Consider the following 24,897-nt stretch of genomic DNA (forward strand, 5'->3'; position numbering starts at 1 on the left):
CCTTTCCAAGCCCGAATCCTTACGTCTCAAGGACATGATCAAGTACGCACTGGCCTGCGAGCAGGCCCACGAGTTCGAGAGCTGGTTTCCTTCAAGCGACGCGTTCGAGACGCAGCGCAAGCGCGGCTTCGTGACGTGCCCGTACTGCAACTCCGCCAAGGTCGAGAAGCAGATCATGGCCCCGTCCGTCGCGCGCACGGATAAAGCGCCGATTGCAACGGCTCCGGAGCCGCAGCCCATGGCGGTTCTCTCGGACCGGGAGCGCGAGTTGCGCGCGGCTCTGCGGGCCTTGCGCGAGCACGTGATGAAGAACGCCGAGAACGTGGGCAAGAGCTTCGTCGAGGAAGCGCGCAAGATGCATTTCGGGGAGACGGAGGAGCGCTCGATCTACGGCGAGGCGGATCTCGCCGAAGCGCGAGCGCTCCTGGAGGAGGGTATCGACGTGCTGCCCTTACCGATCGTGCCGGACGATAGGAATTAGGGACGGCGCTCCAGCCGTCCCCGCAGCTAACACGACAGGCTATTTCTTCGGCGTGATCAGTTCGACGCCGAGTTGGGTCTCACCCTTGAAGGCCCAAATGCTCTTATAGCCGCCCTTGTTCTCGTCATCTTCGACGAGAAGAGCCGTCCCGCTGGAGCCTTTGCTGGTAAAGCTCGCTGCGAGAAAGCGCTCGTCGCCGATGGCGAAACCATCGTACTTTTCGCCGGCGATGTTCCAGGTGAGCTTGAACGTATCCTTGCTCGTCTGAACGATGGTCAGTGTTCCCGTGTAGTCGCTGTCTGGTTCGCCGTTATTGCCCTTGACCGCATAGACGCCAGGGCCGCCGGCCTCGGCCGGAAGGCTCACGCCCATGGCAAGGCCCATGAGGGCCAGTCCGAAAAGCTTGGATTTGATCATGTGTTGTCTCCCACTAGGGATGCTTGGAGCCACAGGCTCAGCGCTGATAGGTGAATGTCGAGATGGAGCAGACATTGACGGCGCGCCTCACATGGGAGGAGCCATCGGTAAAGACTGCCTTGAAGTCGAACTTGCACGCTCCAGAGCCGTCGTCGATGTCGACGTCGAACACTTCTCCATTCGCCAAGGTGTCCGAGCCGAGGATGTCTTCTTCCCAGTCGTCGGTTCCCGTGGCAGAGGCATAGAACTCCGCCATGGTCATTCCCGTATCGTTGACGATATCGACATGCCGGTTGGCAGCATTCGCTGAGCTGAAAGCAGACACGGCAAGAAAGCCGGCCATCATAAGGCTGGTGATGATCTTCAAGATTTGCCCCTCAAAGTTGCAATGATGGCAAGATTGCCCTGCCGAATGCATCTCAGTTACAGCGAGCCTAGCTGTTGGGGACTTTTATTGTCTCGATTTAGCAGGATGCGGATCCGACATAGCACAACTTACGTTAAGGAAGAATTTTCAGTGGGATAGACCGCTTCGGTTCTTCATGATCGGACTGAACTCTGTTCCAGGGTCAACGTTTCAACCTCCGGGATTCACTTCAGAGAGACCAGTTACAGGGGCTGATTTGGCGGTTTTCTTCACCAGCGACACCCATTTCGGCGACCCCAGGGTGCTGCGCATCGACAAGCGTCCGTTCAGGACGATCCCAGAGCACGACGAGGCGCTGATCGCCAACTGGAACGCGGTTGTCTCAGCCGACGACGAGGTCTGGCATCTGGGCGACTTCGCCCTGCATGTGCGCCCGGAGCGGATCGACGAGCTCCTGGGCCTGATCAACGGACGCAAGCACCTGATCACCGGCAACAACGATGGTGCGGCGACCCTTGCGGCCAAGGGCTGGGAGAGCGTGCAGGCTTACGCCGAACTGATGCTCGACGGTCATGCGATGGTGATGTGCCACTACGCCTTCCGCACCTGGAAGAACATGGGCCGCGGCTGGATCGACCTGCACGGCCATTCCCACGGCAAGCTCAAACCCCAGACCCGGCAATTCGATGTGGGCGTGGATGCTTTCGACTACCGCCCGGTTACGCTTGAGACGATCCTTGGCACACGGCGCCGGCGCATGGCCGTCAAGACTGACTGATCCAGCAGAGTTGCTCCTGGTTTTGTGAGTGGACGTAACCGTTTTCGGACGCTTAACCCGAACCATTCCCCGTAAGACAGGTTGGGCCTGAGAGGAGTTACGGATGGATCTGCCGAAGAACGACGTGAGGCCGACCCGACGCATCTCGCTGATGCGCCGGTTCTTCGACAGCGAGGCCTCCGGCGGCATGATCCTCATGGGCGTGACGGTAATCGCCCTCGTGATCGCCAACTCACCTCTGACCGATGCCTATTTCGGCCTGCTCAAGACCTATGTCCTGGGCCTGAGCGTCCTGCACTGGATCAACGACGCGCTCATGGCCGTGTTCTTCCTGCTGGTGGGCCTTGAGATCAAGCGCGAGATGCTGGACGGGCAGCTCTCCACCTGGCCGCGGCGCATGCTGCCGGGCATCGCGGCGTTCGGCGGCATGGTCGTGCCGGCGCTCGTCTATCTCGCCATCACCTGGAACGAGCCGCATCTCCGCTCCGGCTGGGCGATTCCGGCCGCCACAGACATCGCCTTTGCGCTCGGCGTTCTGGCGATCCTTGGCTCCAGGGTGCCGACTTCCCTCAAGATCTTCCTGACCGCGCTGGCGATCCTCGACGATCTCGGCGCGATCATCATCATCGCCCTGTTCTACACCAGCGACCTGTCGCTGATGATGCTGGGCGCCGCCGCCCTCTGCCTCGTCGTGCTGGTGGCCTTCAACCGCTTCGGAATCGTGTCGCTCCTGCCCTATCTCGCGGTCGGTGCGGTGCTGTGGTTCTTCGTCCTGAAATCGGGCATTCACGCCACGCTGGCCGGAGTCGCCCTTGCGCTCACCATTCCGCTTCAGGCCGACCCGAAGAAAACCCGCGCCGAGGATGCGCCCCTCCACCGGCTCGAGCACGCTCTCCATGGGCCTGTGGCCTATGCGATCATCCCGATCTTCGGCCTCGCCAATGCGGGCGTGTCCCTGTCCGGGCTTTCTCTCGATGCAATCCTGAGCCCCCTGCCGCTGGGCATCGCCCTGGGCCTCTTCATCGGCAAGCAGGCAGGTGTCTATGCCTTCTCGGAGCTGGCGATCAGGTTCAACCTCGCCGATGTGCCGGCAGGCGCAACGCGCGCCCAGTGCTACGGCGTGGCGCTCCTGTGCGGCATCGGCTTCACCATGAGCCTGTTCATCGGGGCGCTCGCCTTCCCGGGCCAGCCGGAGCTGGGGGATGCCACCAAGATCGGCGTGCTCATGGGCTCGGCCCTCTCGGCCCTGGCAGGCTATCTGGTGCTCAGCATCGCCCCGCGGGAGCAGCCGCTCAAGCCTTCGAGGCCAGCAGCATATAATTGACCGCTGTGTCGCGAGACAGGGACCAGCTGTCCCTCAAGGGGCTGTAGGCGACGCCCTTGAGGTCATCCACACGGAAACCTGCCGCCTCAATGGCGGAGGTCAACTCCTCGGGGGTGACGAACTTGTCCCATTCGTGGGTGCCCTTGGGCAGCCAGCCCAGAATGTACTCGGCTCCCACGATGGCGGACGCGAAGGAGCGCAGGGTTCGGTTGATCGTCGCCATGGCAAGCGTACCGCCCGGCTTCACCGCCTGGGCGCAGGCTTGCACGAAGGCTTCCCGGTCGGCCACATGCTCCACCACCTCCATGGCGAGCACCATGTCGAAGGTCTCACCCCTGGCGACCACAGCCTCCACGGTCTCGTTGCGGTAATCGACCGCCACCCCGGCGCGCTCCGCATGGAGCCGGGCGACGGAGATGTTCGTGGGCGCGGGATCGAGCCCCGTCACTGTTGCCCCAAGGCGCGCGAGCGGCTCTGAGAGCACGCCCCCGCCGCAGCCCACATCCAGGATGGAAATCCCCTCAAGCGAACGCGCCGAACGCGGGTCGCGCCCGAAGCGGCGGCAGGCCTCGTCGCGGACATAGGCCAGACGTACCGGATTGAACTTGTGCAGGACTTTCATGGGGCCCTTCGGGTCCCACCACGTCTCGGCGATCTTGTCGAAACGGGCGACCTCGGCGGGGTCGATGGTGGTGGAGGCGCCGTGGGTCATCGAAGCCTGATTCCTTAGGACAGAGAATTGATTCCCGCGCGTTGACAGGGCGCGGCCCTACCGTCATGTATACGCGCCTTTCGCGCCGCGAAGGGCAAAATTTTCCCTGAACCCTTAACGGCCTTCCTCGACCATGCCCCGTCTCGTCATGAAGTTCGGCGGAACATCCGTCGCCACCGTAGAGCGCATCCGCAACGTGGCCCGGCATGTGAAACGCGAGGTCGAGGCCGGCTATGACGTGGCCGTGGTGGTGTCCGCCATGGCAGGCAAGACCAACGAGCTGGTCGGCTGGGTGAAGGAAGCATCAAGCCTTTACGATTCCAAGGAATACGACGTGGTCGTCGCCTCCGGCGAGCAGGTCACCTCCGGCCTCCTGGCGCTCGCCTTGCAGGAGATGGGCCTCAAGGCCCGGTCCTGGCAGGGCTGGCAGATCCCGATCATGACCTCGGAAGCCCATGGCTCGGCCCGCATTGCCGCCATCGACGGCACCGGGATCATGAAGGGCTTCACGGACGCCAAAGAGGTCGCCGTCGTGTCCGGCTTCCAGGGCATGCATCAGCCTTCGGGTCGCATCACGACACTCGGCCGCGGCGGCTCGGATACCAGCGCCGTGGCGCTGGCCGCCGCCATCCAGGCCGAGCGCTGCGACATCTATACGGACGTTGACGGCGTCTACACCACTGACCCGCGCATCGTGCCCAAGGCCCGGCGCCTGGATAAGGTTTCCTACGAGGAAATGCTGGAGATGGCCTCGCTCGGGGCCAAGGTGCTGCAGGTGCGCTCGGTGGAGCTCGCCATGATGCACCGTGTCCCGACCTATGTGCGCTCCAGCTTCGACGATCCCGCCGATCCCAAGCTCGGCACCCTCATCTGCGACGAGGAAGACATCATGGAACAGCAGATTGTCACGGGCATCGCCTATTCGCGCGACGAAGCCCAGATCACGCTGCGGGACATCGCCGACAAGCCGGGCATCGCGGCTTCGATCTTCGTGCCCCTGGCCGACGCCAACATCAACGTGGACATGATCATCCAGGTCGTGTCCGACAACGCGGCCACCACGGACCTGACCTTCACGGTGCCGACCGCCGATTACGAGCGGGCCTGCGCGATCCTGAACGAGCGCCGGGACGAGATCCGGTTCCAGGATCTCCAGGGCGCCACGGACGTGGTGAAGGTCTCGGCCATCGGCGTCGGCATGCGCAGCCATGCGGGCGTCGCAGCCCGTGCCTTCAAGGCCCTGGCCGACAAGGGCATCAACATCCGGGCGATAACGACCTCTGAGATTAAATTCTCGGTGCTGATCGAATCGGCCTATACGGAGCTTGCGGTTCGCACGCTCCACTCGCTATACGGCCTTGATCAAGCCTGATTGACGAGGGATTGGTCGGGCTGCGACAGTGAACATGCCGGCCGCCGGTCCGCCCTGCCGGCCCTGATAGGACGGGAACAGAGAAGCTCATGCCAAGCGCTCCCGGCGGTCCGCGCCTTCTGCTGCGCCGCCTCCGCGAGATCATGGCGGAGCCGGTCGGGGCGCAGGACCGTCTCGACAAGATCGTCACCCAGATCGCCGCCAACATGGTGGCGGAGGTGTGCTCCGTCTATGTGATGCGTGGCGATGGCGTGCTCGAGCTGTTTGCGACCGAGGGCCTGAACCGGGAGGCCGTCCACCTCACCGTCATGCGCTCGGGCGAGGGCCTCGTCGGCCTCATCGCCGCGACGGCGGAGCCCTTGGCCCTGTCCGACGCTCAGACCCACCCGGCCTTCTCCTACAAGCCCGAGACCGGCGAAGAAATCTACCACGCCTTCCTGGGCGTGCCGCTGCTGCGCGCCGGCAACACGCTCGGCGTTCTCGTCGTCCAGAACCGCACCTATCGGGTCTACGCCGAGGAGGAGGTCGAGGCCCTTCAGACCACCGCCATGGTGGTGGCCGAGATGCTCGCCACGGGCGAGCTGCAGGCGCTGGCTCCGGTCGAGACCGGCATTGCGCTGCGCCGCCCCGTCTATCAGAAGGGCGTCGCCCTGGCCGACGGCGTGGGCCTCGGCCATGTGGTGCTCCACGAGCCTCGGGTGGTGGTCAAGAACCTCATCGCCGAGAACATCGAGGCGGAGCTGAAGCGGCTAGATGCCGCCATCGGCGAGGTGCGCCTGTCCATCGATGAGCTCATCGAGCGCGGCGACGTCGCCCATCACGGCGAGCACCGGGAGGTTCTGGAGACCTTCCGCATGTTCGCCCACGATCAGGGCTGGCTGAGGCGCATGCGCGAGGCGGTGACCTCGGGCCTGACGGCGGAGGCCGCCGTCGAGCGGGTCCAGTCCGACAACCGCGCCCGCATGCTGCGCCAGACGGATCCATATCTCCGCGAGCGCCTGCACGACCTGGACGATCTCGCCAACCGCCTGCTCCACCGGCTGGTGGGCCGGGAATTCGTCACCGAGCGCGAAAACCTTCCCGAGAACGCCATCCTCGTGGCCCGCTCCATGGGCCCGGCGGCCCTCCTCGACTACGACCGCTCGCGCCTGCGCGGCCTCGTGCTCGAAGAGGGCGGACCGACGAGCCACATCGCCATCGTGGCCCGGGCGCTCGGCATCCCGGCCGTCGGCGAGGTGTCGAACGCAACCTCGCTCACGGAACCGGGCGATGCCATCATCGTGGACGGTGCCGCGGGCGAGGTGCAGATCCGGCCCAACCCGGACGTGGAAGCCGCCTATGCCGAGAAGGCGCGGCTGCGCGCCCGCCGGCAGGAGCAGTACCTCAAGCTGCGGGACGTGCCCTCCGTCACCAGGGATGGGGTCGAGGTCAACCTGCAGCTCAATGCCGGCCTCGTGGTCGACCTGCCGCATCTGGCCGAGACGGGTGCTGCGGGCGTGGGCCTGTTCCGCACCGAGCTGCAGTTCATGATCGCCGAGCGCATGCCCTCGGCCTCCGAGCAGCAGGCGCTCTACAGCACCGTGTTCGCGGAAGCCGGCGACCGGCCCGTCACCTTCCGCACCCTCGATATCGGCGGCGACAAGATCCTGCCCTACATGCAGTCCGTCGAGGAGGAGAACCCGGCCCTCGGCTGGCGTGCCATCCGCATCGGCCTCGACCGTCCGGGCCTGCTGCGCGCCCAGATCCGCGCGTTGCTGAAAGCCGCCGCCGGACGGCCCCTGAAGATCATGTTCCCCATGGTGGCGACCTGCGACGAGTTCGAGCGCGCCAAGCAGTATGTGGAGCGCGAGAAGGTCCACCTAGCCAATCACGGCCACCCGCTGCCGTCGGACCTGAAGCTCGGCGTGATGCTGGAGGTGCCGTCTCTCCTGTTCCAGCTCAAGGAAATCTGCGCGAGCGCCGATTTCATCTCGCTCGGCACCAACGACCTGATGCAGTTCCTCTTCGCCAGCGATCGCGAGAACCGGCGCGTGGCCGATCGCTTCGATCCGCTGAGTGCGCCCATGCTGCGGGCCCTGAACATGGTGGCCGAGCATGCCGAGGCTTCCGGCTGCATGGCGACCGTCTGCGGCGAGGTGGGCGGACGGCCGCTTGAAGCCATGGCCCTGATCGGCCTCGGCTTCCGGTCCCTGTCCATGTCCCCGGCCTCCATCGGCCCGGTGAAGGCCATGCTGCTGGAGATGAACGTCGCGGAGGTCAGTGCCCTGATCCGCGAGGAACTCAAAACTGCCGGGGGCGGCCAATCGCTGCGCCCGAAACTCGCCCATTTTGCGGAAACGCATGGTATTCCCGTCTGATGTCGATTGCCCCTCCCTCTGATCGCCTGAACGCTATCCTCGCCCGCCATGACATCATCACGGCGACGCTCAATGCCGGGCCCGACCCGGAGACCTTCGTGTCGCTCTCCCGCGAACTCGCAGAGCTCGACGGGGTGGTGGAGGCGATCCGCGCCTACCGGGCCATGGAGGACAACCTGCATGGCCTCCAGGCCATGCTCGATGATCCTGCGATGGATTCGGAGATGCGCTCGCTCGCCGAGGACGAGCTGCCCCAGGCCCGGGAGGACCTGGAAAAGGCAGCCCAGGACCTGCGCCTGATGCTGCTGCCCAAGGACGAGGCGGACGAGAAGAGCGCCATTCTGGAAATCCGCGCCGGCACCGGCGGCGACGAGGCCGCCCTCTTCGCCGGCGATCTGCTGCGCATGTACACCCGCTATGCCGACCTCAAGGGCTGGAAGGTCGAGATCGTGTCCGAGAGCGAGGGCACGGCCGGCGGCTACAAGGAAGTAGTGGCCGAGATCAAGGGTCGGAGCGTGTTCGCCCGGCTCAAGTTCGAGAGCGGCGTCCACCGGGTCCAGCGCGTGCCGGACACGGAAACGCAAGGCCGCATCCACACCTCTGCGGCCACCGTGGCCGTGCTGCCGGAGGCCGAGGATGTGGACATCGTGATCAGCGACGCGGACCTGAAGATCGACACCATGCGGGCGCAGGGAGCGGGCGGCCAGCACGTGAACAAGACCGAGTCGGCGATCCGCATCACCCATATTCCCACCGGAATGGTGGTGTTCGTTCAGGACGAGCGCTCCCAGCACAAGAACCGCGCCCGGGCCATGGCGCTCTTGCGCGCCCGCCTCTATGACGCCGAACGCACCGCCAAGGACGCAGCCCGCGCCGCCGACCGCAAGGCCCAGGTGGGCTCCGGCGACCGGTCGGAGCGCATCCGCACCTACAACTTCCCGCAGGGGCGCGTGACCGACCACCGCATCAACCTGACCCTCTACAAGCTGGAGGAAGTGATGGCGGGCAACGCCCTCGACGAGATGATCGACGCGCTTGTGACCGAGCATCAGGCAGCTCAGCTCGCCGACCAGGATCAGGCGGCATGATCGAGGGCAGGGTTGAGGGCTTAAGCCACATTACGCTCATCACCCGTGACCTTGCCCGTATGACCGCCATCGTCGAGGGGGCGCTCGGCGGCCGGGAAATCTACTCGTCCGGCGACGACACGTTCTCCATATCACGCGAAAAATTCTTCGATGTGGGCGGGCTCTGGATCGCCGTGATGGAGGGCGAGAGCCTGCCCAGCCGGACCTACAATCACATCGCCTTCAAGATCCCCGCCTCCTCCATCGGTGAGTACCGGGCAAGAATCGAGGCGCTGGGACTGGAGATCCGCGAATCCCGGCCTCGGGTCGAGGGCGAGGGGCATTCGCTCTATTTCTACGATGACGACAACCATCTGTTCGAGCTGCATACCGGCACCCTAGAGGAGCGGCTGGAACGCTATCGGCGGGGCCGAAATCGTTGAAAACCCGCGCCGAGGCCTTGCTGGAGCTGCGCCGGACCCTCACCGAGGCCGGGTTCGAGACCGCGGCCCTGGACGCTCGCCTGCTTCTCCTGGAAGCTCTTGGCATCTCAGCGACAGATCTTATCACTTGGCCTGACACATCCCTTACCTCAGAGCAGGTCGACACCCTCGCCGCCTTCACGAACAGGCGCCTCGCCCACGAGCCGGTGGCCCGGATCGTCGGGGAGCGGGAGTTCTGGGGCCTGCCCTTCCGCCTCTCCCCAGAGACCCTGGTGCCCCGGCCGGACACCGAGACCCTGGTCGAGACTGCCCTCGATCTGCTTCCCGACCGTCAGGCACCGTTGAAGGTCGTCGATTTCGGCACCGGCTCCGGCTGCATCCTGGTCGCGCTCCTGCATGAGCTGCCGAACGCCGCCGGGCTTGGGGTCGACCTATCGTTTGGCGCCCTTGTGACAGCCCGTGCCAATGCTCGTGACAACCAGGTTGGCAACCGCTGCCATTTCGCCCTGTCGCGCTGGGCCGATGCGATTTCAGGCCGGTTCGACCTGATCGTCTCGAACCCGCCCTACATCGCCTCCGGGGTGATCCCAGGTCTGGACGAGGAGGTGCGCGAGCACGACCCGAGGCTTGCCCTCGATGGCGGCCCGGACGGGCTGGAGCCCTACCGGGTTCTCCTGGCCGAAGCGGAGCGGCTGCTGGCTCCCGGTGGGCTGCTGGCGGTGGAGATCGGCTATGATCAGGCGGAGGCCTTATCGAGCCTGGCCAAGCTTCATGACCTTGAAATCCTGCGGATCGCACACGATCTATCAGGCAACCCGCGCTGCATCGCCATGAGGCGATTGTGACCGCCCGGGTGAGGCTTTCTTGTCCCAGGATGGGATAAAGTCGGAAATAGCCCTTGTTGGACCGAGAGGAACCCGCTAGATTCAGGGTAGAGATCGTCCTCGGTCTAAACAAATCGGTGGTCCCTTGGGGACATGCCGGAAGACCAAACGATATCAATCGCGCAGGCAGGGGCTTTTGAACGAAACGGCCTGGCGCGATCACCTGAACCCGACACTGAAGGATGGCCAAGCCTCTGAAAGGCTGTGGCTGAACGACAGACGGTTTGCCACGCGAACGGTGGGCGTTAAGCCCGTTCGTTGAATATTGGCTTGCATATCGCGTGGGCTTTAAAGAACCAGCGAGGCTCGTAGAGCGAAAATGAGACCAGGACAAAACAGGCGTATGCGCGGTCGTAACAACAACAACCGCAGTAACAACAACAAGGGGCCCAATCCCCTGACGAAGAGCTACGAGTCGAACGGCCCGGACGTGAAGATCCGCGGCACGGCTCAGCATATCGCCGAGAAATACAGCCAGCTCGCCCGCGACGCGCAGTCCAGCGGCGACCCGGTGGCGGCCGAGAACTATTTCCAGCACGCCGAGCACTATTTCCGCATCATCGCGGCCGCCCAGGAGCAACTGCGTGAGCAGTACGGCTACCAGCAGCAGCGTTCCTTCGATGAGGACGGCAACGAGGAAGAAGGCTTCACCCAGGGTGAGCGCCCGAGCTTCGAGCGTGCGGGCGGCGGCCAGGACTTCGGCAACGGCGACGAGGCGGATTACGGCTCCCAGCCGCAGCCTTATGAGAACCGGGCCGAGCGCCAGCCGCGCTTCGACCGCGGGGACCGCAACGATCGTCAGGATCGTGGCGATCGTCCCGATCGCGGGGACCGCCAGGATTACCAGCCTCGCGGCGATCGTCCCGATCGCGGCGAGCGTCAGGACCGCGGCGACCGTCGCGAGCGCTTCCAGCCCCGCGACCGCGGCCCGCGCCAGGACTTCCAGCCCCGCGACGAGCAGCCCTTCGAGGCGCGCCAGGACAACGGCGAGCGCCCTGAGCGCAATGAACAGCGTCCTGCGCGCTTCGACCGTGGGGACCGCCCCGAGCGCAACGATCGCCAGGATCGTGGTGGCCAGGATCGCGGCGATCGTCCCGATCGCGGTGATCGTCCGGAGCGCAATGATCGCTTCGAGCGCGGCGACCGTCCGGAGCGCCGCGAGCGCTTCCCGCGCGAGCGCCGCCGGGACGACGAGACATCCGATCAGGGCACCCTGCCGGCCTTCCTGACGAACCCGGTCCGCACGCCCGCTCCCGTGGCTGCCGAGACGGAGGCTCCGGCCCCCGCACCGGTGGTGATGCAGGAGGCCGCCAACGACGAGGCCGTGGCCCGTCCGCGCCGCCGCCGCCGCACCCGCCAGGAGATGATCGACGCGGCCAATGCCGAGAACGGCGGCTTCACCCCGGATCCGGCCGAGACCCCGGCCGCCGAGTAAGGCGCATCAGACCTGCGGTAATGAAAAGGGAGAGCTCGGCTCTCCCTTTTTTGTTGGCGAAAACACGTTATCGCTTTCGCAGACGCCGTCGCTTCAGTGTCATTCCCGGCCGGAGCGTCAGCGGACGGGAAGGGAATCCATAGCGCTCCGCCTGATCGTGGATCCCCTTCCCTCGCTCCGCTCGCCGGGGATGACACCGAGGCAGCTTGGCCGCCTCTCTTCTACAGCGCCAGTTCCGCCTGCTCCGGCTCCAGGGTCTCGCCGGCTTCGAGAGAACCGTCACCCACCACCTCGGCATAGATGCCGCAGTCGAAGTGTCCGTAGGCCTTCATCAGGCTTTTCGGGATCTCCAGATCGCGGATGCCGGTGTCCGGGTCCACGTTGGTGGCGGCACAGCGCTCGATGCGCTTGGTGACCTTCAGGCGGGCGCCGGAGGGTGCCGTGAGCACCTTGCCCACCAGATCGAACTCGGCCCAGGGCTCAAGGCCTTCGATATGGATGTTGCCGCGAAAGCGGAGAGGATCGATGGCTGAGCCGACCATAGTCTCCAGCTCCCGCACGCTGGCGAGATTGATGAGTGAGACGAAGCCGCGCCGGGAATCGGTGAAGCGGAAGCCCTGTGGGGCCGCGAGCACCTTCGGCGGGCCGCGCAGTTCTTTCGGCATGAAGCGGCGGAAGTAGGCCTCTATGGCGAGCCGGCCCTCAGGGGTCGAGAGATCGCCACGGGCCACCTGACGCCCGCCCTCCTCGATGAAGAGCGTCGTGATCGAATCGATGTAGCGGGTTTTCAGCCGCGCCAGGCTCTCGTTGCGCATGAGCATCAGGAACTTGATTTTGGGCTGATGCTGCGGGTTGCCCGGCTTGAACCCGGCCGGTCCGTTCTCGACGGCAAACAGCCGGTCGCCGGGAAAGTAGTCACCCTTCGTGAGGGTGACGGAGGACAGGGTCTCGGGCGAGAGGCCCTTCACCGGATAGCGCTGGAGGGAGGCGATGCGGATGGTCATGCAGCCATGGATACGGTTTCAACGGTAGACGAGCAAGGTGGGTGCACGTGTCATGCCTGAATCCCAAGCCCGATACCTTGCAAATCCTTGCATTCGTGGAGCATAGCACCCCTCTGACGCGTTACACCGCATGGGGCTTTTTCGGATGGATCGGAGCCTCTGCCATGGCACAGGTTCAGAGAACGCCGCAGCATCGAGACAACCGGATTCTAGCAGCGCTGGCGCCTGAGGATTTTGCCTTTCTGGAGCCGCATCTGACCTTCGTCGATCTGCCGCGGGGTGAGATCCTCTACGAGGTCGGCGAGACCATCGCCTATACCTACTTCCCTCACGATGCGATGGTGTCCCTCGTCACCATCATGCATGACGGCAAGTCCGTCGAAATGGCGACGTTCGGCTGCGAGGGGTTGTTCGGTCTGGTAAGCGCGTTTGTAACCCGCCAGTCGTTCGGGCGCTACATTGTCCAACTGAGCGGTACGGCATCGCGAATCGAACTCGGCACAATGCATAAGGCCATGGCGGCCCGACAGGCCATCCAGCACCTTGTCATGCGCTTTACCGAGGCGCTCATGGCGGAAACGCTCCAGGCTGTGGCCTGCAATGCCGTTCACAACGTGGAAGCCCGCTGCTGCCGCTGGATCCTCATGAGCCATGACAGAGCAGGCCAGCCCGATCTTCCCCTCACCCAGGAGTTCCTGGCGGAGATGCTCGGGGTTCAGCGCTCGACGGTCAGTGACGTTGCCCGGGCCATTCAGGACAAGGGCCTGATCCGCCAGGGCAGAGGCATGATCACAGTCACGGATCGTGCCGGTCTCGAGGCCGCTTCCTGCGAATGCTATCAGATCATCAGGCAGAAATTCGAGCAGCTTTTGCCGAACACCTATGAGCGGGGCTGAACAGGAGTGCCCTGCCGCCATGGCAGCAGATCTTGGTATCATTCGGCAGCCATAACCATGAAAAAGCCCTGCCGGGTGGCAGGGCTTTTTCGCTTCCAACGGAGCAAATCCGGGCTTACGAAGCGTCCCCCGAACGGGCGACCCTGGAGCGCTTGAGTTCGGGCGTGTTGAACCCTTCGCGGGCCGGGATGTGATCCTCGTTGGTGGTCTTGGGATTCATGCCCCCATGAGCGGTCTGGTGCTCAGGGATGCTGGTCTGAGGACCGGCCTCCTGCTTCATGCGCAGTGCCTTCTCGGCATTGGCCACGAGTTCCTCGCGGGCCTTTTCGGCCTTGCGCTTCTTGGGGCTGAACATGGAGAAGATATCGGAAAGGGCCATGCTGTCTTACTCCTTGGCACGGGAGAGGACGCCGTCCTCTTCGTCGCTGCGATGGGTCGGCGGGGCTTTGACGTTCTGACGCGAGACGGGAATGTCGCGGGAGGTCGCGATGGTGCCGGTGGAATCGCCAATGTCGCGGCCGGTCTCGTTGGCCGCCGGCCCCTTGTCGTCCCGGATCACCCGGCCGTTCTCGGTGGTGTCGCCGAAGGTCTCGGGCGTCACGGAGGGCTGCTCCTCGGCCGGGCTTTGCGGCACGCCCAAGCCCATCTCCGCGTTGCGGGCGAGAGCGGCACGGGCTTTTTCGGCCTCCGAGCGCGGGTCGCGTGTCATGGGAACCTCCTCAAACTGTCGTGGGGTCAATGCCAGGACGGGAAGCGGGTTCCCCCTCTTGTTGTGTCCAAATGGACACACCATCTTGGAGTTCAGGCGGATGCCTCGAGATGAGGGTCCGACATCGCAGGATCTGCCTGTGCCTCCAAGAGGGCGGGCAGATCCGAGGAGGGATGATTGATGAATTTCGAAAAATACACCGAGCGTGCCCGGGGCTTCGTTCAGGCGGCGCAGAATCTCGCCATGCGGGAAGGCCATCCGCAGCTGTCGCCGGGCCATGTGCTGAAAGTCCTGCTGGACGATCCGGAAGGCCTCTGCGCCGGACTCATCGACCGGGCCGGCGGGCGCTCCCGCGATGCCCATGCGGCGGTCGAGCAATGGCTCGCCAAGCAGCCGAAGGTTTCGGGCTCCGCCGCGCAGCCGCAGGCCACCCGCGACCTGATGCGCTTCTTCGACACCGCCGAGAAGGCCGCCGAAAAGGCGGGCGATTCTTACGTCACCGTCGAGCGGATGCTGCTGGCGCTGGCCGTCGAGAAGGACTCGGACGCCGGAAAAATTTTGGCCCAGGCCGGCGTGACCGCCCAAGGCCTCAACACCGCCATCAATACCCTGCGCAAGGGCCGCACCGCCGACAACGCGACGGCGGAGAACGCCTATGACGCGCTGAAGAAATATGCCCGCGACCTCACGGAAGCCGCCCGCGACGGCAAGCTCGATCCGGTGATCGGACGCGACGAGGAAATCCGCCGCACGATCCAGGTTCTCTCGCGCCGCACCAAGAACAACCCGGTGCTCATCGGCGAGCCCGGCGTCGGCAAGACCGCCATCGTCGAAGGCTTGGCGCTTCGCATCGTCAACGGCGACGTGCCGGAATCCCTCAAGGACAAGCAGCTGCTGGCGCTCGACATGGGCGCGCTGATCGCCGGCGCGAAATATCGCGGCGAGTTCGAGGAGCGCTTGAAGGCCGTGCTCAGCGAGGTCACGTCGGCCGAAGGCGGCATCATCCTGTTCATCGACGAGATGCACACGCTGGTCGGCGCCGGCAAGGCAGACGGCGCCATGGATGCGTCGAACCTGCTCAAGCCAGCGCTCGCCCGCGGCGAGCTGCACTGCGTCGGCGCGACCACCCTCGACGAATACCGCAAGCACGTGGAGAAGGACGCGGCGCTGGCCCGCAGATTTCAGCCGGTCTTCGTGAGCGAGCCCACGGTGGAGGATACCGTGTCGATCCTGCGCGGCTTGAAGGAGAAGTACGAGCAGCATCACGGCGTGCGCATCACCGACTCGGCGCTGGTTGCAGCCGCCACGCTGTCGAACCGCTACATCACCGACCGCTTCCTGCCGGACAAGGCGATCGACCTCGTGGACGAGGCTTCCTCGCGCCTGCGCATGCAGGTCGACTCGAAGCCGGAAGAGCTCGACAACATCGACCGCGAGATCGTGCGCCTGAAGATCGAGCAGGAGGCCCTCAAGAAGGAGACGGATGCAGCGTCCCGTGACCGCCTCGAGCGCCTCACCAAGGAGCTGGCGGAGCTCGAAGAGCAGTCCGCTTCCATCACGGCGCGCTGGAAGGCCGAGAAGGACAAGCTCGGCACCGCGGCCGACCTCAAGAAGAAGCTCGAGGAGGCGCGCAACCAATTGGCTTCCGCGCAGCGCGCGGGCGATTGGGCCAAGGCCGGCGAGCTCTCCTACGGGGTCATTCCGGGGCTGGAGAAGCAGCTCACGGATGTGGAGGCCCATGCCGACGGCGGCGGGCTGATGGAAGAGGCCGTGACGCCCGACCATGTGGCCGGCGTCGTCTCCCGCTGGACCGGCGTGCCCGTGGACAAGATGCTGGAGGGCGAGCGCGAGAAGCTGCTGCAGATGGAGCAGGCGATCGCCAAGCGCGTCGTCGGCCAGGCCGAGGCCGTGGCGGCGGTGTCCACTGCCGTGCGGCGCGCCCGCGCCGGGTTGCAGGATCCGAACCGGCCCATCGGCTCGTTCATGTTCCTGGGCCCCACAGGCGTCGGCAAGACGGAGCTGACGAAGGCACTGGCGAGCTTCCTGTTCGACGACGACACCGCCCTCGTGCGCCTCGACATGTCGGAATACATGGAGAAGCATTCGGTCGCCCGGCTCATCGGCGCGCCTCCGGGCTATGTGGGCTACGAGGAGGGCGGGGCGCTGACCGAAGCCGTCCGCCGCAGACCCTATCAGGTGGTTCTGTTCGACGAGATCGAAAAGGCGCATCCGGACGTGTTCAACGTGCTCTTGCAAGTGCTCGACGACGGGCGCCTCACGGACGGCCAGGGCCGCACCGTGGACTTCCGCAACACGCTCATCATCATGACCTCGAACCTGGGCGCCGAATATCTGGTGAACCAGCAGGAAGGCCATGACACCGACGAGGTGCGCGACGAGGTGATGGGCGTGGTGCGCCAGCACTTTAGACCTGAGTTCCTCAACCGCGTGGACGAGATCATCCTGTTCCACCGGCTGAAGCGCTCGGAGATGGGTGCCATCGTGGACATCCAGCTCGGCCGCCTGCAGAAGCTGCTCACGGATCGCAAGATTACCCTGGAGCTCGACGAGGAGGCGCGGGCCTGGCTCGCCGACAAGGGCTACGATCCGGCCTATGGCGCGCGCCCGTTGAAGCGCGTGATCCAGAAGCACGTGCAGGATCCGCTGGCGGAGCTGATTCTCTCCGGCGAGATCAAGGACGGCGAGACCGTGCCGGTGCATGCCGGCCCCATGGGCCTGATGATCGGCGACGTGACGGTGAGCGGAACGGAGCGCCCGCCGCAGGGTGTGCGGTTGAATTAAGACCTACAGAATGGTCGGGTGCTGAACCCGGCCTTTTTCTTTTCGCGATGAGGACGCGTCGGTCAGGCCACGTGCTTCACCTTGCAGGTCCCATGTTTCGAGCGTGCGGCGCGATGCTCGAAATCGGCAGCGATCTCTGACAGCTTCACCTGACCGAAACCCGCCAGAAGCTGACGTTCGGCCTCTTCCAGGCTGCGCCCGAGGGCCGTGTTCACAGCCTGCTCCACGAGGCAGGTTGGCGCATCCGTCGCAAGGCCGAGGGCGAACAGCTCCGGTGCGCCGAGCGCCTTGTAAACGTCGAGCAGCGTCATCTCGGAGAGCGGCCGCGCCAGGGTCCAGCCGCCGCCGTGGCCCTTCACCGAGCTGACATATCCCGCCTCGCGCATGCCCGCCATCGTCCGGCGCACCACGGTCGGGTTGGTGCCCAGCATCTGGCCGATCTGCTCCGAGGTCATGGGATCCCGATGCTGGTCCATGTGGAGCAGCACGTGGAGAATCCGCGAGAGGCTTCCGTTCTGTCGCAAAGGGAATGCTTCCTTCAAACCGCCTGTCACTAGCACATTTCGCGAACCATCGTCACGCAACGCTCCTTGGCGTCGCTGAAGCACGGATGCCTCAGGCCTCGAAGATCAGAGACTGATGGGCCGCCATTCCGGCCATGGCGCCGTCCCCGACGGCGAGCGTCACCGATCCGGCCATCCGGGCGGCATCGCCGCAGGCGAAGACACCCGCGACGCTCGTTGCCTTCATGGCGTCGGTGCGGATGACAGCCCCCGTCGGTCCTTCATCGAACGCGCAGCCGAGCTGCTCGGCAATGGGACTCGCAATACTCGTGCGCGGCATGACGAACAGACCGTCGAGGGGAACGATGCGCCCGTCGCGCATGACGAGCGTGGCCCCCTCGCCGTCGAGATGCTCGACGGTCCCGTCGTCGACGATGACGCCGCGCCGCTGAAGCTGCTCCCGCTGCTCGGGATCGGGCATGAAGGCATTGTTGAGGAAGAACGTCGTCGCTCCCCAGTCCGGCAGCATCAACGCGTGATGGATGGACTTGGGCGATGTGGCGAGGACGCCGATGCGCCCCCGGTCGAGTTCATAGCCATGGCAGTAGGGGCAATGAAAGACGCTCTTTCCCCAGCGCTCCTCCAGCCCCGGAACGGGGGGCAGCTCATCCTTGACGCCCAGCGCGAGAATGAGGCGCCGGGCGGTCACCTGTCGCTCCGCAGCTCCGATCGACACGCGAAAGCCTTGTGCTGTCGCCTGTGCATGAGTGACCTGGCCGGACACCCACTCAACGGTGTCATAGGCGATGAGCTGCGCGCGGCCCTTGGCGGCAATATCCGCAGCCGGGGTTCCGTCCTGGGTCAGGAAACCGTGGGAGGCGCCGGCGAAGCGATTGCGACGCATGCCGGCATCGACCACCAGAACGCGCCTGCGCGCACGGGCGAGCTGAAGTCCCGCCGCCAGTCCGGCATAGCTGCCCCCGATGATGATCACGTCATAGCTCATGGCTTACTCCTCTGCATATCATGTGACTTGATATGGCACATGATTGGTCGCACGGGAAGAGTCACGAGACTTTTAATGTATCGTGATCGGTCGAGAGCTACGGCGCGAGGTGATTTGGGGTGTTCAAAAACCAGAATGGCCGGCACAAGGCCGGCCATGATGGAGATAGGGATTGGATGAAGATTACTCCGCAGCCGCGCGGTAATCGCCCTCGTCGGTCATGGGCAGACCGGCATCGTCGATGTCGCGGTCCGGAGCGGGTGATCGGGCGCCCTCGCGCAGGAGCCTGTCCTTGTCGGTGCGCTCGCCCTTGTCCTCGCGCAGCTCGCGCTTCATGCGGCGAAGCTGCTTGGCGGTTTTCTGCAGGGCGGACCGGAAGGCCGTGTAGAGATCCTTGTCCTTGGCCTCGCCGCTCATCATCTTGAGCGCGCCCATCTGCATGTTGACCGTGCACCGATAGGTGATGCCCTCGCGGGTGACGTGCACGGAGGCCGTGCTCAACCGCCCGAAATATTTTCCGGCGACCTGACGGATGTTCGTTTTGGCATATTCGGGGAAGTTGTCGCCCAGATCGACAGTCGAGCTTTGCACCAGGATGTTGTTATCGGCGCCTTCGAGATCCATTCGCTCCTCCTTGGTGAAGGTTCGATGGCTAACGGCGGGACTGGAAGATGGTTTCGCCGCTCATGAAACAAAACCCATCCTGCCAAGGTTGTATGCTGTTCAGGGTCTGCGGGCTCGCCCGCCCTGCTGCTCCACATCGATGACGCTGACCTCGACGGTCTCGGACCGGTTGTTGCGAACGATCTGAAGCCTGACCGTGTTGCCGACGCCGACGCGCTCGAGCCTGTCGGTCAGGTCGGACAGGCGGCGCACGGGCGTATCCTCGACGCCCACGATGACATCGCCGACGATGCCGGCGCGCGGATCCACGCCGCGAAGCCCCGCACGATCAGCGGGCGAGCCCGGCACCACGTCGGCCACCACCACGCCGGTGACGCCAAGCTGAGCGGCCAGCGTCTCGTCGCCCGCGAGGATGCCGATGCCCGGCGTCGGCACGCGGCCGGCGCGGATGAGCTCCGGCACCACCCGGTTCACCACGTCGACGGGAATCGCAAAGCCGATGCCCGCGCTGGTGCCCGAAGGCGAATAGATGGCCGTGTTCACGCCGATCAGGCGGCCGGCTGAATCGAGCAGCGGGCCGCCGGAATTGCCCGGGTTGATGGCAGCATCGGTCTGGATCACGTCGGCGACTTCGCGCCCGCCGCTGGTGGGCAGGCGGCGCTTGAGCGCGCTGACCACGCCTGTGGTGAGCGACTGGTCGAGGCCGAACGGATTGCCGATGGCATAGGCCGTCTGCCCGACCTTCAGATCGGCCGAGCTTCCCACATTGAGCGGTGCCGGCAGGGCGCCCTGCCGCTGGAGACGCAGGACCGCGAGGTCGTAGTTCGGCGCGCGTCCGACCACCTCGGCGGGCCGCACCTCGCCGGAGGCCAGACGCACGGCAAACGACGTGCCGTTTTCCACCACGTGATGGTTCGTCACGATGTGACCGGCGGCATCCCAGACGAAGCCGGTCCCCGAGCCTGACGGCTCGGCCTCGGTCGTGCGCCCGCGCCCTGCCCCGCGCCCGGACAGGCTCACCACCTGCACGACGGAGGGCGCCACGGTCTCGAACACCTGGATCGTGGCGCGCTCGAACTCCGCCAAGTCGCCACGCGCCGCAACAGGCCGCGGCTCACGGGCCGATGTGAAGTAGGTGTTCACGTAAGGCTGCAGCACCAGGATCGCGAGCAGCACCGCCACGACCAGCATGATGATTCGCGTCGCCCGGTCCTGCATTGTGCCTCCTGTGGCTGATCAATCCCTGTCACAACGGACACGCTTGGACGAAGTTCATCTCACATCGCTGCGAACCAGTAGAGGAACCCCAGGACTGTCATCCGCTTGTCCCTGCTGAGGTTGAGCTTGTCCGATGAAAGGCAAGCCCTCAACCCATCTGCTTGGTCCGGGAGGATGCTGCCTTGCATGATCCGTCACCGTCAGGGAGCCGTCCCGCCGTTCATGCGGGCATCTTCCCCACCTTCTTCCTGTCGGGGTTCGAGTGCTCCACCTTCATCTGGAAGGATCAAGGCCGCCGGGACCTCGTGGCCGAGACCCAGCATCGCGAGCATGTGGACGAGGATTACGCCTTCCTGCGCTCGCTCGGCATCGCGGTGGCGCGGCAGGGCATTCCCTGGCCCTTCGTGGACAAGGGCGGCGCTTATGATTTCTCGGGGCTCGATCCGTTCATCGCGGCGATGAACCGCCACCAGATCCTGCCGATCTGGGACCTGTGCCATTACGGCTATCCCGATGACGTCGATCCCTTCGCCGACGATTTCACCGAGCGCTTCGCGGCTTATGCCAAGGCAGCGGCGGAATACGTGACGCCGCGAATCCGGGGGCCGCATTTCTTCACGCCTATCAACGAGATCACCTTCTTCGCCTTCATGGGCGGCGAATGGGCCTGGACCGCGCCGTTCCGCAAGACCGACGAAGACCGCCGCCGCCTGCGCCTTGCCCTGTGCCAAGCCGACATCGCGGCGGTCAAAGCGATCCGCGAAGTCGATGCGCAAGCGCGCATGGTCCATATCGACCCGCTCATTCTGGTGGTCGCGCCGCGTGATCGCCCCGACCTCAAGGACGAGGCGGAGCATGAGACCTACGAGGACACCTTCTATGCCTGGGACGTGATCGCCGGGCGGCGCCACCCGGAGCTTGGCGGCTCGCCGGAGGTGCTCGATATCGTGGGCGTCAACTGCTACTCGTTCGGCCAGATGGAGTATCGCGAGAACGGCCCGCACGCCTCGCTGGAGCCGCATGACGAGCGCATCCGCCCGCTCGGCGATCTTCTCACCTTCGCGTGGGAGCGCTACCGCCGCCCGATGATCGTGGGCGAGACCAGCGGCCTGCGCGAAGGCCGGCCCGACTGGCTGTGCGACATCGTCGAGGAATCGCTCGCCGCCGTGCGCAAGGGCATCGACCTGCACGGGGTGTGCCTGTTTCCCGCCGTCGACATGCCCGACTGGCACAAGGGCAACTGGCTGCACAATGGTCTCTGCGATCTGGTGGAGGAGAACGGACGCCTGAAGCGCGTCCCGTACCAGCCCTATATCGACGAGCTGCGGCGCTGGCAGAAGCGCCTGAACCGGGTGACGGAGCTCGACGAGGATCCGTTCAGCGATCCCGTCAATCTGGACGACATCAAGCACGCGGCCGACACGATGCAGATGAGTTCGGACAAGGATTGGCACTGATCGTCGCATCACCGGGATGCCTGAACCAAACTTTCCCGCAAACGTTCGCTCTCACAGTCCCTTTGCAGGAGAGTTCTTGATGTCACGCCGTCTCGTGATCGCCGGCCTCATGGCCGCCATCGCCGTTCCCGCCTTCGCCCAGCAGCAGAACCAGGCCATTCCCCAGGCGACCACGCCCCAGCCTGCGGAGACGCAGACCAATCCGGCGCTCGGGCAGAACGCGCAGCAGCGCCAGCAGCGCACGCAACAGGGCGGCGCGCCGCAGGATACGCAGACTCCCGCCCGCCAAGGTCAGGCCAACAGCGCACCGGCCGCCATGGGCCAAGAGCAGTCGCAGACCGACAGGCAGTACATTCAGCAGGCTCTGGCGCTGAGCACCGTGTCGCTGCAGCAGTCGAACTTCGCGCTCACCAAGGCGCAGAATCCGCGCGTGAAGCAGTTTGCGGAGTTCGAGGTGGGCGAGCAGAACCTGCTCGCCGAGATCATGCATTCCTTCGCCGATCCGAACGCCACCGCGTCCACCACCCGCGGCGCGCAGGCTGCGGCATCGACCGCACCCGAACTGCCGGCCAAGGACGCGCAGGCGATGGAGCGCCTGTCGAAAGCCGCGGGAGGTGCTGCCTTCGACAAGGATTACGTGACCCTCCAGATTCAGGGGCACCAGGAATTGCTGAAGCTGCAGGATGACTACCTCAAGCAGGGATCCGGCAACCGCGAGACCACGAACGTGGCCAAGCTCGCACGCGGCCAGATCCAGGAGCACCTGACCATGCTGCAGGACATGCAGAAGGAGCTTGGCCGCTAGCATCTTCAGCATCGTCCGGCCCTGCCGTTTCACTGTCGCAGGGCCGGAACAGCCATCATGAACAGGACGTTGGCTTTGCAAGACTTCTAGCCTGCTCAAACCCCAAGAAGAGGAATAGCCCATGGCGCAAGACAAACGAGGCCGCCCTCCCGAGCCGCCGGTCGATGAGGTGCTGAACGAGGTCACGCAGGAAGAAACCGGCGACGACTTCGTTGCAGGTCCGACCCAGCGCAACGATGTGGGCAACACCAAGCGTGCGGCGGCCAAAGCCACCGGACAGATGGGCGCCTCGAAGAAGCTCGACCCTGATCTCGACATCGGCCATGTGGACGACAATCGCGTGAAGAGCGGTTCCAAGGCCGGCCTCCATTCCTTCAAGGAGGTGCCGGAGGAGGAAGACGACGATGCCGGCTTCCAGATGTCGAACGAGGAGATCGCCGAGGGCGTCAACACCACGGCGAACAAGAGCCCTGCTCCCCGCCCGGCCCGCACGGAGGCGACAGCCGGCAACGGCAGCATGAGCGGCGGCGCGGCCTCCCGGGCCCGTGTACCGGCCCCGGGCAACGCGGTGGACGTGCCCAAGGGCACCCTGGTGCGCGGCCATCCGACGGCCAGCCAGTCCGGCGGAAAGTCGACCTCCTCGACCGGCGACGAGAATCCGCCGAAGCGCTCGGCCCGCGCGCATAGCGGCGAGCAGCAACGGCCGCTGTCGAAGGGCGGCAACGAGGAGCGGTAATTCCATCCGCGCACGCGTCATCCCGGACGGCGCAAGCCGATCCGGGATCGCATACAGGATGAGGCGCTGGTCTCCCTCTCCCTGAGGGAGAGGGTTGGGGTGAGGGGTTCGTGTCCTCTCCGGATAGACCTCTAACCCCTCACCCGCGCCTGACGGCGCGACCTCTCCCACCGGGAGAGGTGAGCCATCGCCACACTCGTCTGACGATCCTGGATCTGCGCTACGCTTCGTCCGGGACGACCCAATGACCCCACTGCATAGCTGTCTCTACGGAAGATGGAGTGACAGCCCCGTGCCTCCCGCTTTATGGATTGTTCAGCCGAACCGGCAGTGACGACATAAAACGGTTGAGGAAACGCTCATGGACAGAAGAAAAGTTCTCAAAGGCGCAGGCTTGGCAGCCGCAGCAGGTGCGGTCGCGTCCCCGGCCATTGCGCAGGCGCAGCCGGACGTCCGCTGGCGCATGGCGTCCGCCTATCCGAAGAGCCTCGATACCCTGTTCGGCGCCGGCGAGATGATCTCCAAGCGCGTGGCCTCCGCCACCGACAACAAGTTCCAGATCCAGCCGTTTGCCGCGGGCGAGATCGTCGGCGCGCTCCAGACCCTCGACGCCACCCAGAACGGCACGGTCGAGTGCTCCTACACCCTGTCGAGCTTCTTCATCGGCAAGGACCCCACCTTCATGTTCGACACCTCGGTGCCGTGGGGCATGAACGTGCGCCAGCACAATGCCTGGATGTATTACGGCGGTGGCCTCGACCTCATGCGCGAGTTCATGAAGGACTACAACGTCTATCCGATTCCGGCCGGCCAGACCGGCGCGCAGATGGGCGGCTGGTTCCGCAAGGAGATCAAGTCGATCGCGGACCTGAGCGGCCTGAAGATGCGTATCGCCGGCATGGGCGGCCAGATCATGCAGAAGCTCGGCGTGGTGCCCCAGGTGCTCGCCGCCGGCGACATCTACCCGGCCCTGGAGCGCGGCACACTCGATGCGGTGGAATTCTCCGGCCCGCATGACGACGAGAAGCTCGGCTTCGTAAAGGTGGCCCAGTACTACTACTATCCGGGCTTCTGGGAAGGCGGCGCGCAGCCCTCGCTCTACGTGAACATGAACAAGTGGAACGAGCTGCCCGCCAACTACAAGGCCATTCTCGAAGCGGCCTGTGCCGAGGCCAACGCCATGTGCGTGGCGAAGTATGACGCGCAGAACGCCGACGCGATCCGCCGCCTCGTGGGTCAAGGCGTGCAGCTGCGGCCCTTCCCGCGCGACGTGATGGAGCAGAGCTACAAGGAAGCCTACAAGCTCTATGGCGAGCTTGCGGCTTCCAACGCCAAGTTCAAGAAGGTGTTCGATTCCTGGAACGCTTTCCGCGAGAAGGAGCTCACCTGGTTCCGCATCGCCGAGCTGCCCTTCGACTACTTCGTCAACCAGCAGCAAGGTCAGCCGCGCTGATCATCGCAGTTGTCGGAAACGGCGCCGAAAGGCGCCGTTTTCTTTTG

25 protein-coding genes are annotated in these 24,897 nt (G+C 64.9%); 15 read left to right on the forward strand and 10 right to left on the reverse strand.

Annotation, left to right across the window (positions count from 1 at the left end):
- The first annotated feature begins 34 nt into the window (after window positions 1-34).
- Complete coding sequence (locus tag IC232_RS13050) at window positions 35-481, forward strand: DUF1178 family protein (protein WP_190845420.1); 447 nt, start codon at window positions 35-37, stop codon at window positions 479-481.
- Between the two features lie 39 nt (window positions 482-520).
- Here the strand turns inward: IC232_RS13050 and IC232_RS13055 are convergent, their stop codons facing one another.
- Window positions 521-898, reverse strand: coding sequence for a hypothetical protein (locus IC232_RS13055; RefSeq protein ID WP_190845421.1), 378 nt, complete (start codon window positions 896-898; stop codon window positions 521-523).
- A gap of 37 nt (window positions 899-935) precedes the next feature.
- Window positions 936-1,265: a hypothetical protein gene (locus tag IC232_RS13060; protein WP_246812195.1), complete on the reverse strand. Its 330-nt coding sequence runs from the start codon at window positions 1,263-1,265 to the stop codon at window positions 936-938.
- A 256-nt stretch (window positions 1,266-1,521) separates the two neighbouring features.
- Here IC232_RS13060 and IC232_RS13065 point away from each other — a divergent pair, with 256 nt between their 5' ends.
- Window positions 1,522-2,043 carry a metallophosphoesterase family protein gene (locus IC232_RS13065; RefSeq protein WP_190845422.1) on the forward strand — a complete coding sequence of 174 codons (522 nt, stop codon included), beginning with the start codon at window positions 1,522-1,524 and terminating at the stop codon, window positions 2,041-2,043.
- Between the two features lie 103 nt (window positions 2,044-2,146).
- The gene (nhaA, locus tag IC232_RS13070; protein ID WP_190845423.1) at window positions 2,147-3,367 is read left to right on the forward strand and encodes a Na+/H+ antiporter NhaA; all 1,221 of its coding nucleotides are present in this window, start codon (window positions 2,147-2,149) and stop codon (window positions 3,365-3,367) included.
- Here nhaA and ubiG read toward each other — a convergent pair.
- Window positions 3,336-4,079 (reverse strand): bifunctional 2-polyprenyl-6-hydroxyphenol methylase/3-demethylubiquinol 3-O-methyltransferase UbiG, encoded by a 744-nt coding sequence (gene ubiG, locus IC232_RS13075; RefSeq protein ID WP_190845424.1) that lies wholly within the window; start codon window positions 4,077-4,079, stop codon window positions 3,336-3,338. The genes nhaA and ubiG overlap by 32 nt on opposite strands.
- Before the next feature lie 133 nt (window positions 4,080-4,212).
- On the opposite strand from ubiG, the gene IC232_RS13080 reads away from it, so the two are divergent.
- The 6 genes from IC232_RS13080 (at window position 4,213) to IC232_RS13105 (ending at window position 11,637) form a co-directional block, all read left to right on the forward strand.
- A complete protein-coding gene (locus IC232_RS13080) occupies window positions 4,213-5,451 on the forward strand; it encodes an aspartate kinase (protein ID WP_190845425.1) in 1,239 nt (412 codons plus the stop codon).
- An 89-nt stretch (window positions 5,452-5,540) separates the two neighbouring features.
- A complete protein-coding gene (ptsP, locus tag IC232_RS13085; protein WP_190845426.1) occupies window positions 5,541-7,808 on the forward strand; it encodes a phosphoenolpyruvate--protein phosphotransferase in 2,268 nt (755 codons plus the stop codon).
- Window positions 7,808-8,896, forward strand: coding sequence for a peptide chain release factor 1 (prfA, locus tag IC232_RS13090; protein ID WP_190845427.1), 1,089 nt, complete (start codon window positions 7,808-7,810; stop codon window positions 8,894-8,896). The genes ptsP and prfA overlap by 1 nt, the downstream gene beginning before the upstream one ends.
- Window positions 8,893-9,318: a FosX/FosE/FosI family fosfomycin resistance hydrolase gene (fosX, locus tag IC232_RS13095; RefSeq protein WP_190845428.1), complete on the forward strand. Its 426-nt coding sequence runs from the start codon at window positions 8,893-8,895 to the stop codon at window positions 9,316-9,318. The genes prfA and fosX overlap by 4 nt, the downstream gene beginning before the upstream one ends.
- Entirely contained in the window at window positions 9,315-10,163 is an 849-nt protein-coding gene (gene prmC, locus IC232_RS13100) for a peptide chain release factor N(5)-glutamine methyltransferase (protein ID WP_190845429.1), read from the forward strand. The genes fosX and prmC overlap by 4 nt, the downstream gene beginning before the upstream one ends.
- A gap of 382 nt (window positions 10,164-10,545) precedes the next feature.
- Window positions 10,546-11,637, forward strand: coding sequence for a DUF4167 domain-containing protein (locus tag IC232_RS13105; RefSeq protein ID WP_246812196.1), 1,092 nt, complete (start codon window positions 10,546-10,548; stop codon window positions 11,635-11,637).
- A gap of 221 nt (window positions 11,638-11,858) precedes the next feature.
- Here the strand turns inward: IC232_RS13105 and IC232_RS13110 are convergent, their stop codons facing one another.
- Entirely contained in the window at window positions 11,859-12,641 is a 783-nt protein-coding gene (locus IC232_RS13110) for an MOSC domain-containing protein (protein WP_190845431.1), read from the reverse strand.
- 164 nt (window positions 12,642-12,805) lie between these two features.
- Here IC232_RS13110 and IC232_RS13115 point away from each other — a divergent pair, with 164 nt between their 5' ends.
- The gene (locus tag IC232_RS13115; protein WP_190845432.1) at window positions 12,806-13,537 is read left to right on the forward strand and encodes a Crp/Fnr family transcriptional regulator; all 732 of its coding nucleotides are present in this window, start codon (window positions 12,806-12,808) and stop codon (window positions 13,535-13,537) included.
- A 115-nt stretch (window positions 13,538-13,652) separates the two neighbouring features.
- On the opposite strand, the gene IC232_RS13120 is transcribed toward IC232_RS13115, so the two are convergent.
- Both IC232_RS13120 and IC232_RS13125 read right to left on the reverse strand, forming a co-directional pair.
- The gene (locus IC232_RS13120) at window positions 13,653-13,916 is read right to left on the reverse strand and encodes a hypothetical protein (protein ID WP_190845433.1); all 264 of its coding nucleotides are present in this window, start codon (window positions 13,914-13,916) and stop codon (window positions 13,653-13,655) included.
- Window positions 13,917-13,922: 6 nt separating this feature from the next.
- Window positions 13,923-14,246 carry a hypothetical protein gene (locus IC232_RS13125; RefSeq protein WP_190845434.1) on the reverse strand — a complete coding sequence of 108 codons (324 nt, stop codon included), beginning with the start codon at window positions 14,244-14,246 and terminating at the stop codon, window positions 13,923-13,925.
- A gap of 180 nt (window positions 14,247-14,426) precedes the next feature.
- On the opposite strand from IC232_RS13125, the gene clpB reads away from it, so the two are divergent.
- Window positions 14,427-17,048: an ATP-dependent chaperone ClpB gene (clpB, locus tag IC232_RS13130; protein WP_190845435.1), complete on the forward strand. Its 2,622-nt coding sequence runs from the start codon at window positions 14,427-14,429 to the stop codon at window positions 17,046-17,048.
- 62 nt (window positions 17,049-17,110) lie between these two features.
- Here clpB and IC232_RS13135 read toward each other — a convergent pair whose 3' ends face one another.
- From IC232_RS13135 to IC232_RS13150, 4 genes are all read right to left on the reverse strand, one after another.
- Window positions 17,111-17,572: an Rrf2 family transcriptional regulator gene (locus IC232_RS13135; RefSeq protein WP_190845436.1), complete on the reverse strand. Its 462-nt coding sequence runs from the start codon at window positions 17,570-17,572 to the stop codon at window positions 17,111-17,113.
- Between the two features lie 91 nt (window positions 17,573-17,663).
- Window positions 17,664-18,557 (reverse strand): NAD(P)/FAD-dependent oxidoreductase, encoded by an 894-nt coding sequence (locus IC232_RS13140; protein WP_190845437.1) that lies wholly within the window; start codon window positions 18,555-18,557, stop codon window positions 17,664-17,666.
- A 183-nt stretch (window positions 18,558-18,740) separates the two neighbouring features.
- On the reverse strand, window positions 18,741-19,181 hold the full coding sequence (gene hpf, locus IC232_RS13145) for a ribosome hibernation-promoting factor, HPF/YfiA family (RefSeq protein ID WP_190845438.1): 441 nt from the start codon (window positions 19,179-19,181) through the stop codon (window positions 18,741-18,743).
- A 99-nt stretch (window positions 19,182-19,280) separates the two neighbouring features.
- Window positions 19,281-20,399 (reverse strand): S1C family serine protease, encoded by a 1,119-nt coding sequence (locus tag IC232_RS13150; protein WP_190845439.1) that lies wholly within the window; start codon window positions 20,397-20,399, stop codon window positions 19,281-19,283.
- A gap of 182 nt (window positions 20,400-20,581) precedes the next feature.
- Here IC232_RS13150 and IC232_RS13155 point away from each other — a divergent pair, with 182 nt between their 5' ends.
- From IC232_RS13155 to IC232_RS13170, 4 genes are all read left to right on the forward strand, one after another.
- Window positions 20,582-21,856, forward strand: a complete 1,275-nt coding sequence (locus IC232_RS13155) for a glycoside hydrolase (RefSeq protein ID WP_210335352.1) — start codon at window positions 20,582-20,584, stop codon at window positions 21,854-21,856.
- A gap of 79 nt (window positions 21,857-21,935) precedes the next feature.
- Entirely contained in the window at window positions 21,936-22,661 is a 726-nt protein-coding gene (locus IC232_RS13160) for a DUF4142 domain-containing protein (RefSeq protein ID WP_190845440.1), read from the forward strand.
- Window positions 22,662-22,782: 121 nt separating this feature from the next.
- Entirely contained in the window at window positions 22,783-23,397 is a 615-nt protein-coding gene (locus IC232_RS13165) for a hypothetical protein (RefSeq protein ID WP_190845441.1), read from the forward strand.
- Window positions 23,398-23,758: 361 nt separating this feature from the next.
- The gene (locus IC232_RS13170) at window positions 23,759-24,850 is read left to right on the forward strand and encodes a TRAP transporter substrate-binding protein (RefSeq protein ID WP_190845442.1); all 1,092 of its coding nucleotides are present in this window, start codon (window positions 23,759-23,761) and stop codon (window positions 24,848-24,850) included.
- Window positions 24,851-24,897 lie beyond the last annotated feature (47 nt).

Origin of the sequence: Microvirga sp. (assembly GCF_014699075.1) — a bacterium.
Classification (GTDB): domain Bacteria; phylum Pseudomonadota; class Alphaproteobacteria; order Rhizobiales; family Beijerinckiaceae; genus Microvirga.

Coding starts and splice junctions, on each gene's coding strand:
- IC232_RS13050 (WP_190845420.1), top strand. CDS start 35: ATGATCAAGTACGCACTGGCCTGCGAGCAGGCCCACGAGTTCGAGAGC.
- IC232_RS13055 (WP_190845421.1), bottom strand. CDS start 898: ATGATCAAATCCAAGCTTTTCGGACTGGCCCTCATGGGCCTTGCCATG.
- nhaA (WP_190845423.1), top strand. CDS start 2,147: ATGGATCTGCCGAAGAACGACGTGAGGCCGACCCGACGCATCTCGCTG.
- ubiG (WP_190845424.1), bottom strand. CDS start 4,079: ATGACCCACGGCGCCTCCACCACCATCGACCCCGCCGAGGTCGCCCGT.
- IC232_RS13080 (WP_190845425.1), top strand. CDS start 4,213: ATGCCCCGTCTCGTCATGAAGTTCGGCGGAACATCCGTCGCCACCGTA.
- ptsP (WP_190845426.1), top strand. CDS start 5,541: ATGCCAAGCGCTCCCGGCGGTCCGCGCCTTCTGCTGCGCCGCCTCCGC.
- prfA (WP_190845427.1), top strand. CDS start 7,808: ATGTCGATTGCCCCTCCCTCTGATCGCCTGAACGCTATCCTCGCCCGC.
- fosX (WP_190845428.1), top strand. CDS start 8,893: ATGATCGAGGGCAGGGTTGAGGGCTTAAGCCACATTACGCTCATCACC.
- IC232_RS13105 (WP_246812196.1), top strand. CDS start 10,546: ATGCGCGGTCGTAACAACAACAACCGCAGTAACAACAACAAGGGGCCC.
- IC232_RS13110 (WP_190845431.1), bottom strand. CDS start 12,641: ATGACCATCCGCATCGCCTCCCTCCAGCGCTATCCGGTGAAGGGCCTC.
- IC232_RS13115 (WP_190845432.1), top strand. CDS start 12,806: ATGGCACAGGTTCAGAGAACGCCGCAGCATCGAGACAACCGGATTCTA.
- IC232_RS13120 (WP_190845433.1), bottom strand. CDS start 13,916: ATGGCCCTTTCCGATATCTTCTCCATGTTCAGCCCCAAGAAGCGCAAG.
- IC232_RS13125 (WP_190845434.1), bottom strand. CDS start 14,246: ATGACACGCGACCCGCGCTCGGAGGCCGAAAAAGCCCGTGCCGCTCTC.
- clpB (WP_190845435.1), top strand. CDS start 14,427: ATGAATTTCGAAAAATACACCGAGCGTGCCCGGGGCTTCGTTCAGGCG.
- IC232_RS13140 (WP_190845437.1), bottom strand. CDS start 18,557: ATGAGCTATGACGTGATCATCATCGGGGGCAGCTATGCCGGACTGGCG.
- hpf (WP_190845438.1), bottom strand. CDS start 19,181: ATGGATCTCGAAGGCGCCGATAACAACATCCTGGTGCAAAGCTCGACT.
- IC232_RS13150 (WP_190845439.1), bottom strand. CDS start 20,399: ATGCAGGACCGGGCGACGCGAATCATCATGCTGGTCGTGGCGGTGCTG.
- IC232_RS13160 (WP_190845440.1), top strand. CDS start 21,936: ATGTCACGCCGTCTCGTGATCGCCGGCCTCATGGCCGCCATCGCCGTT.
- IC232_RS13165 (WP_190845441.1), top strand. CDS start 22,783: ATGGCGCAAGACAAACGAGGCCGCCCTCCCGAGCCGCCGGTCGATGAG.
- IC232_RS13170 (WP_190845442.1), top strand. CDS start 23,759: ATGGACAGAAGAAAAGTTCTCAAAGGCGCAGGCTTGGCAGCCGCAGCA.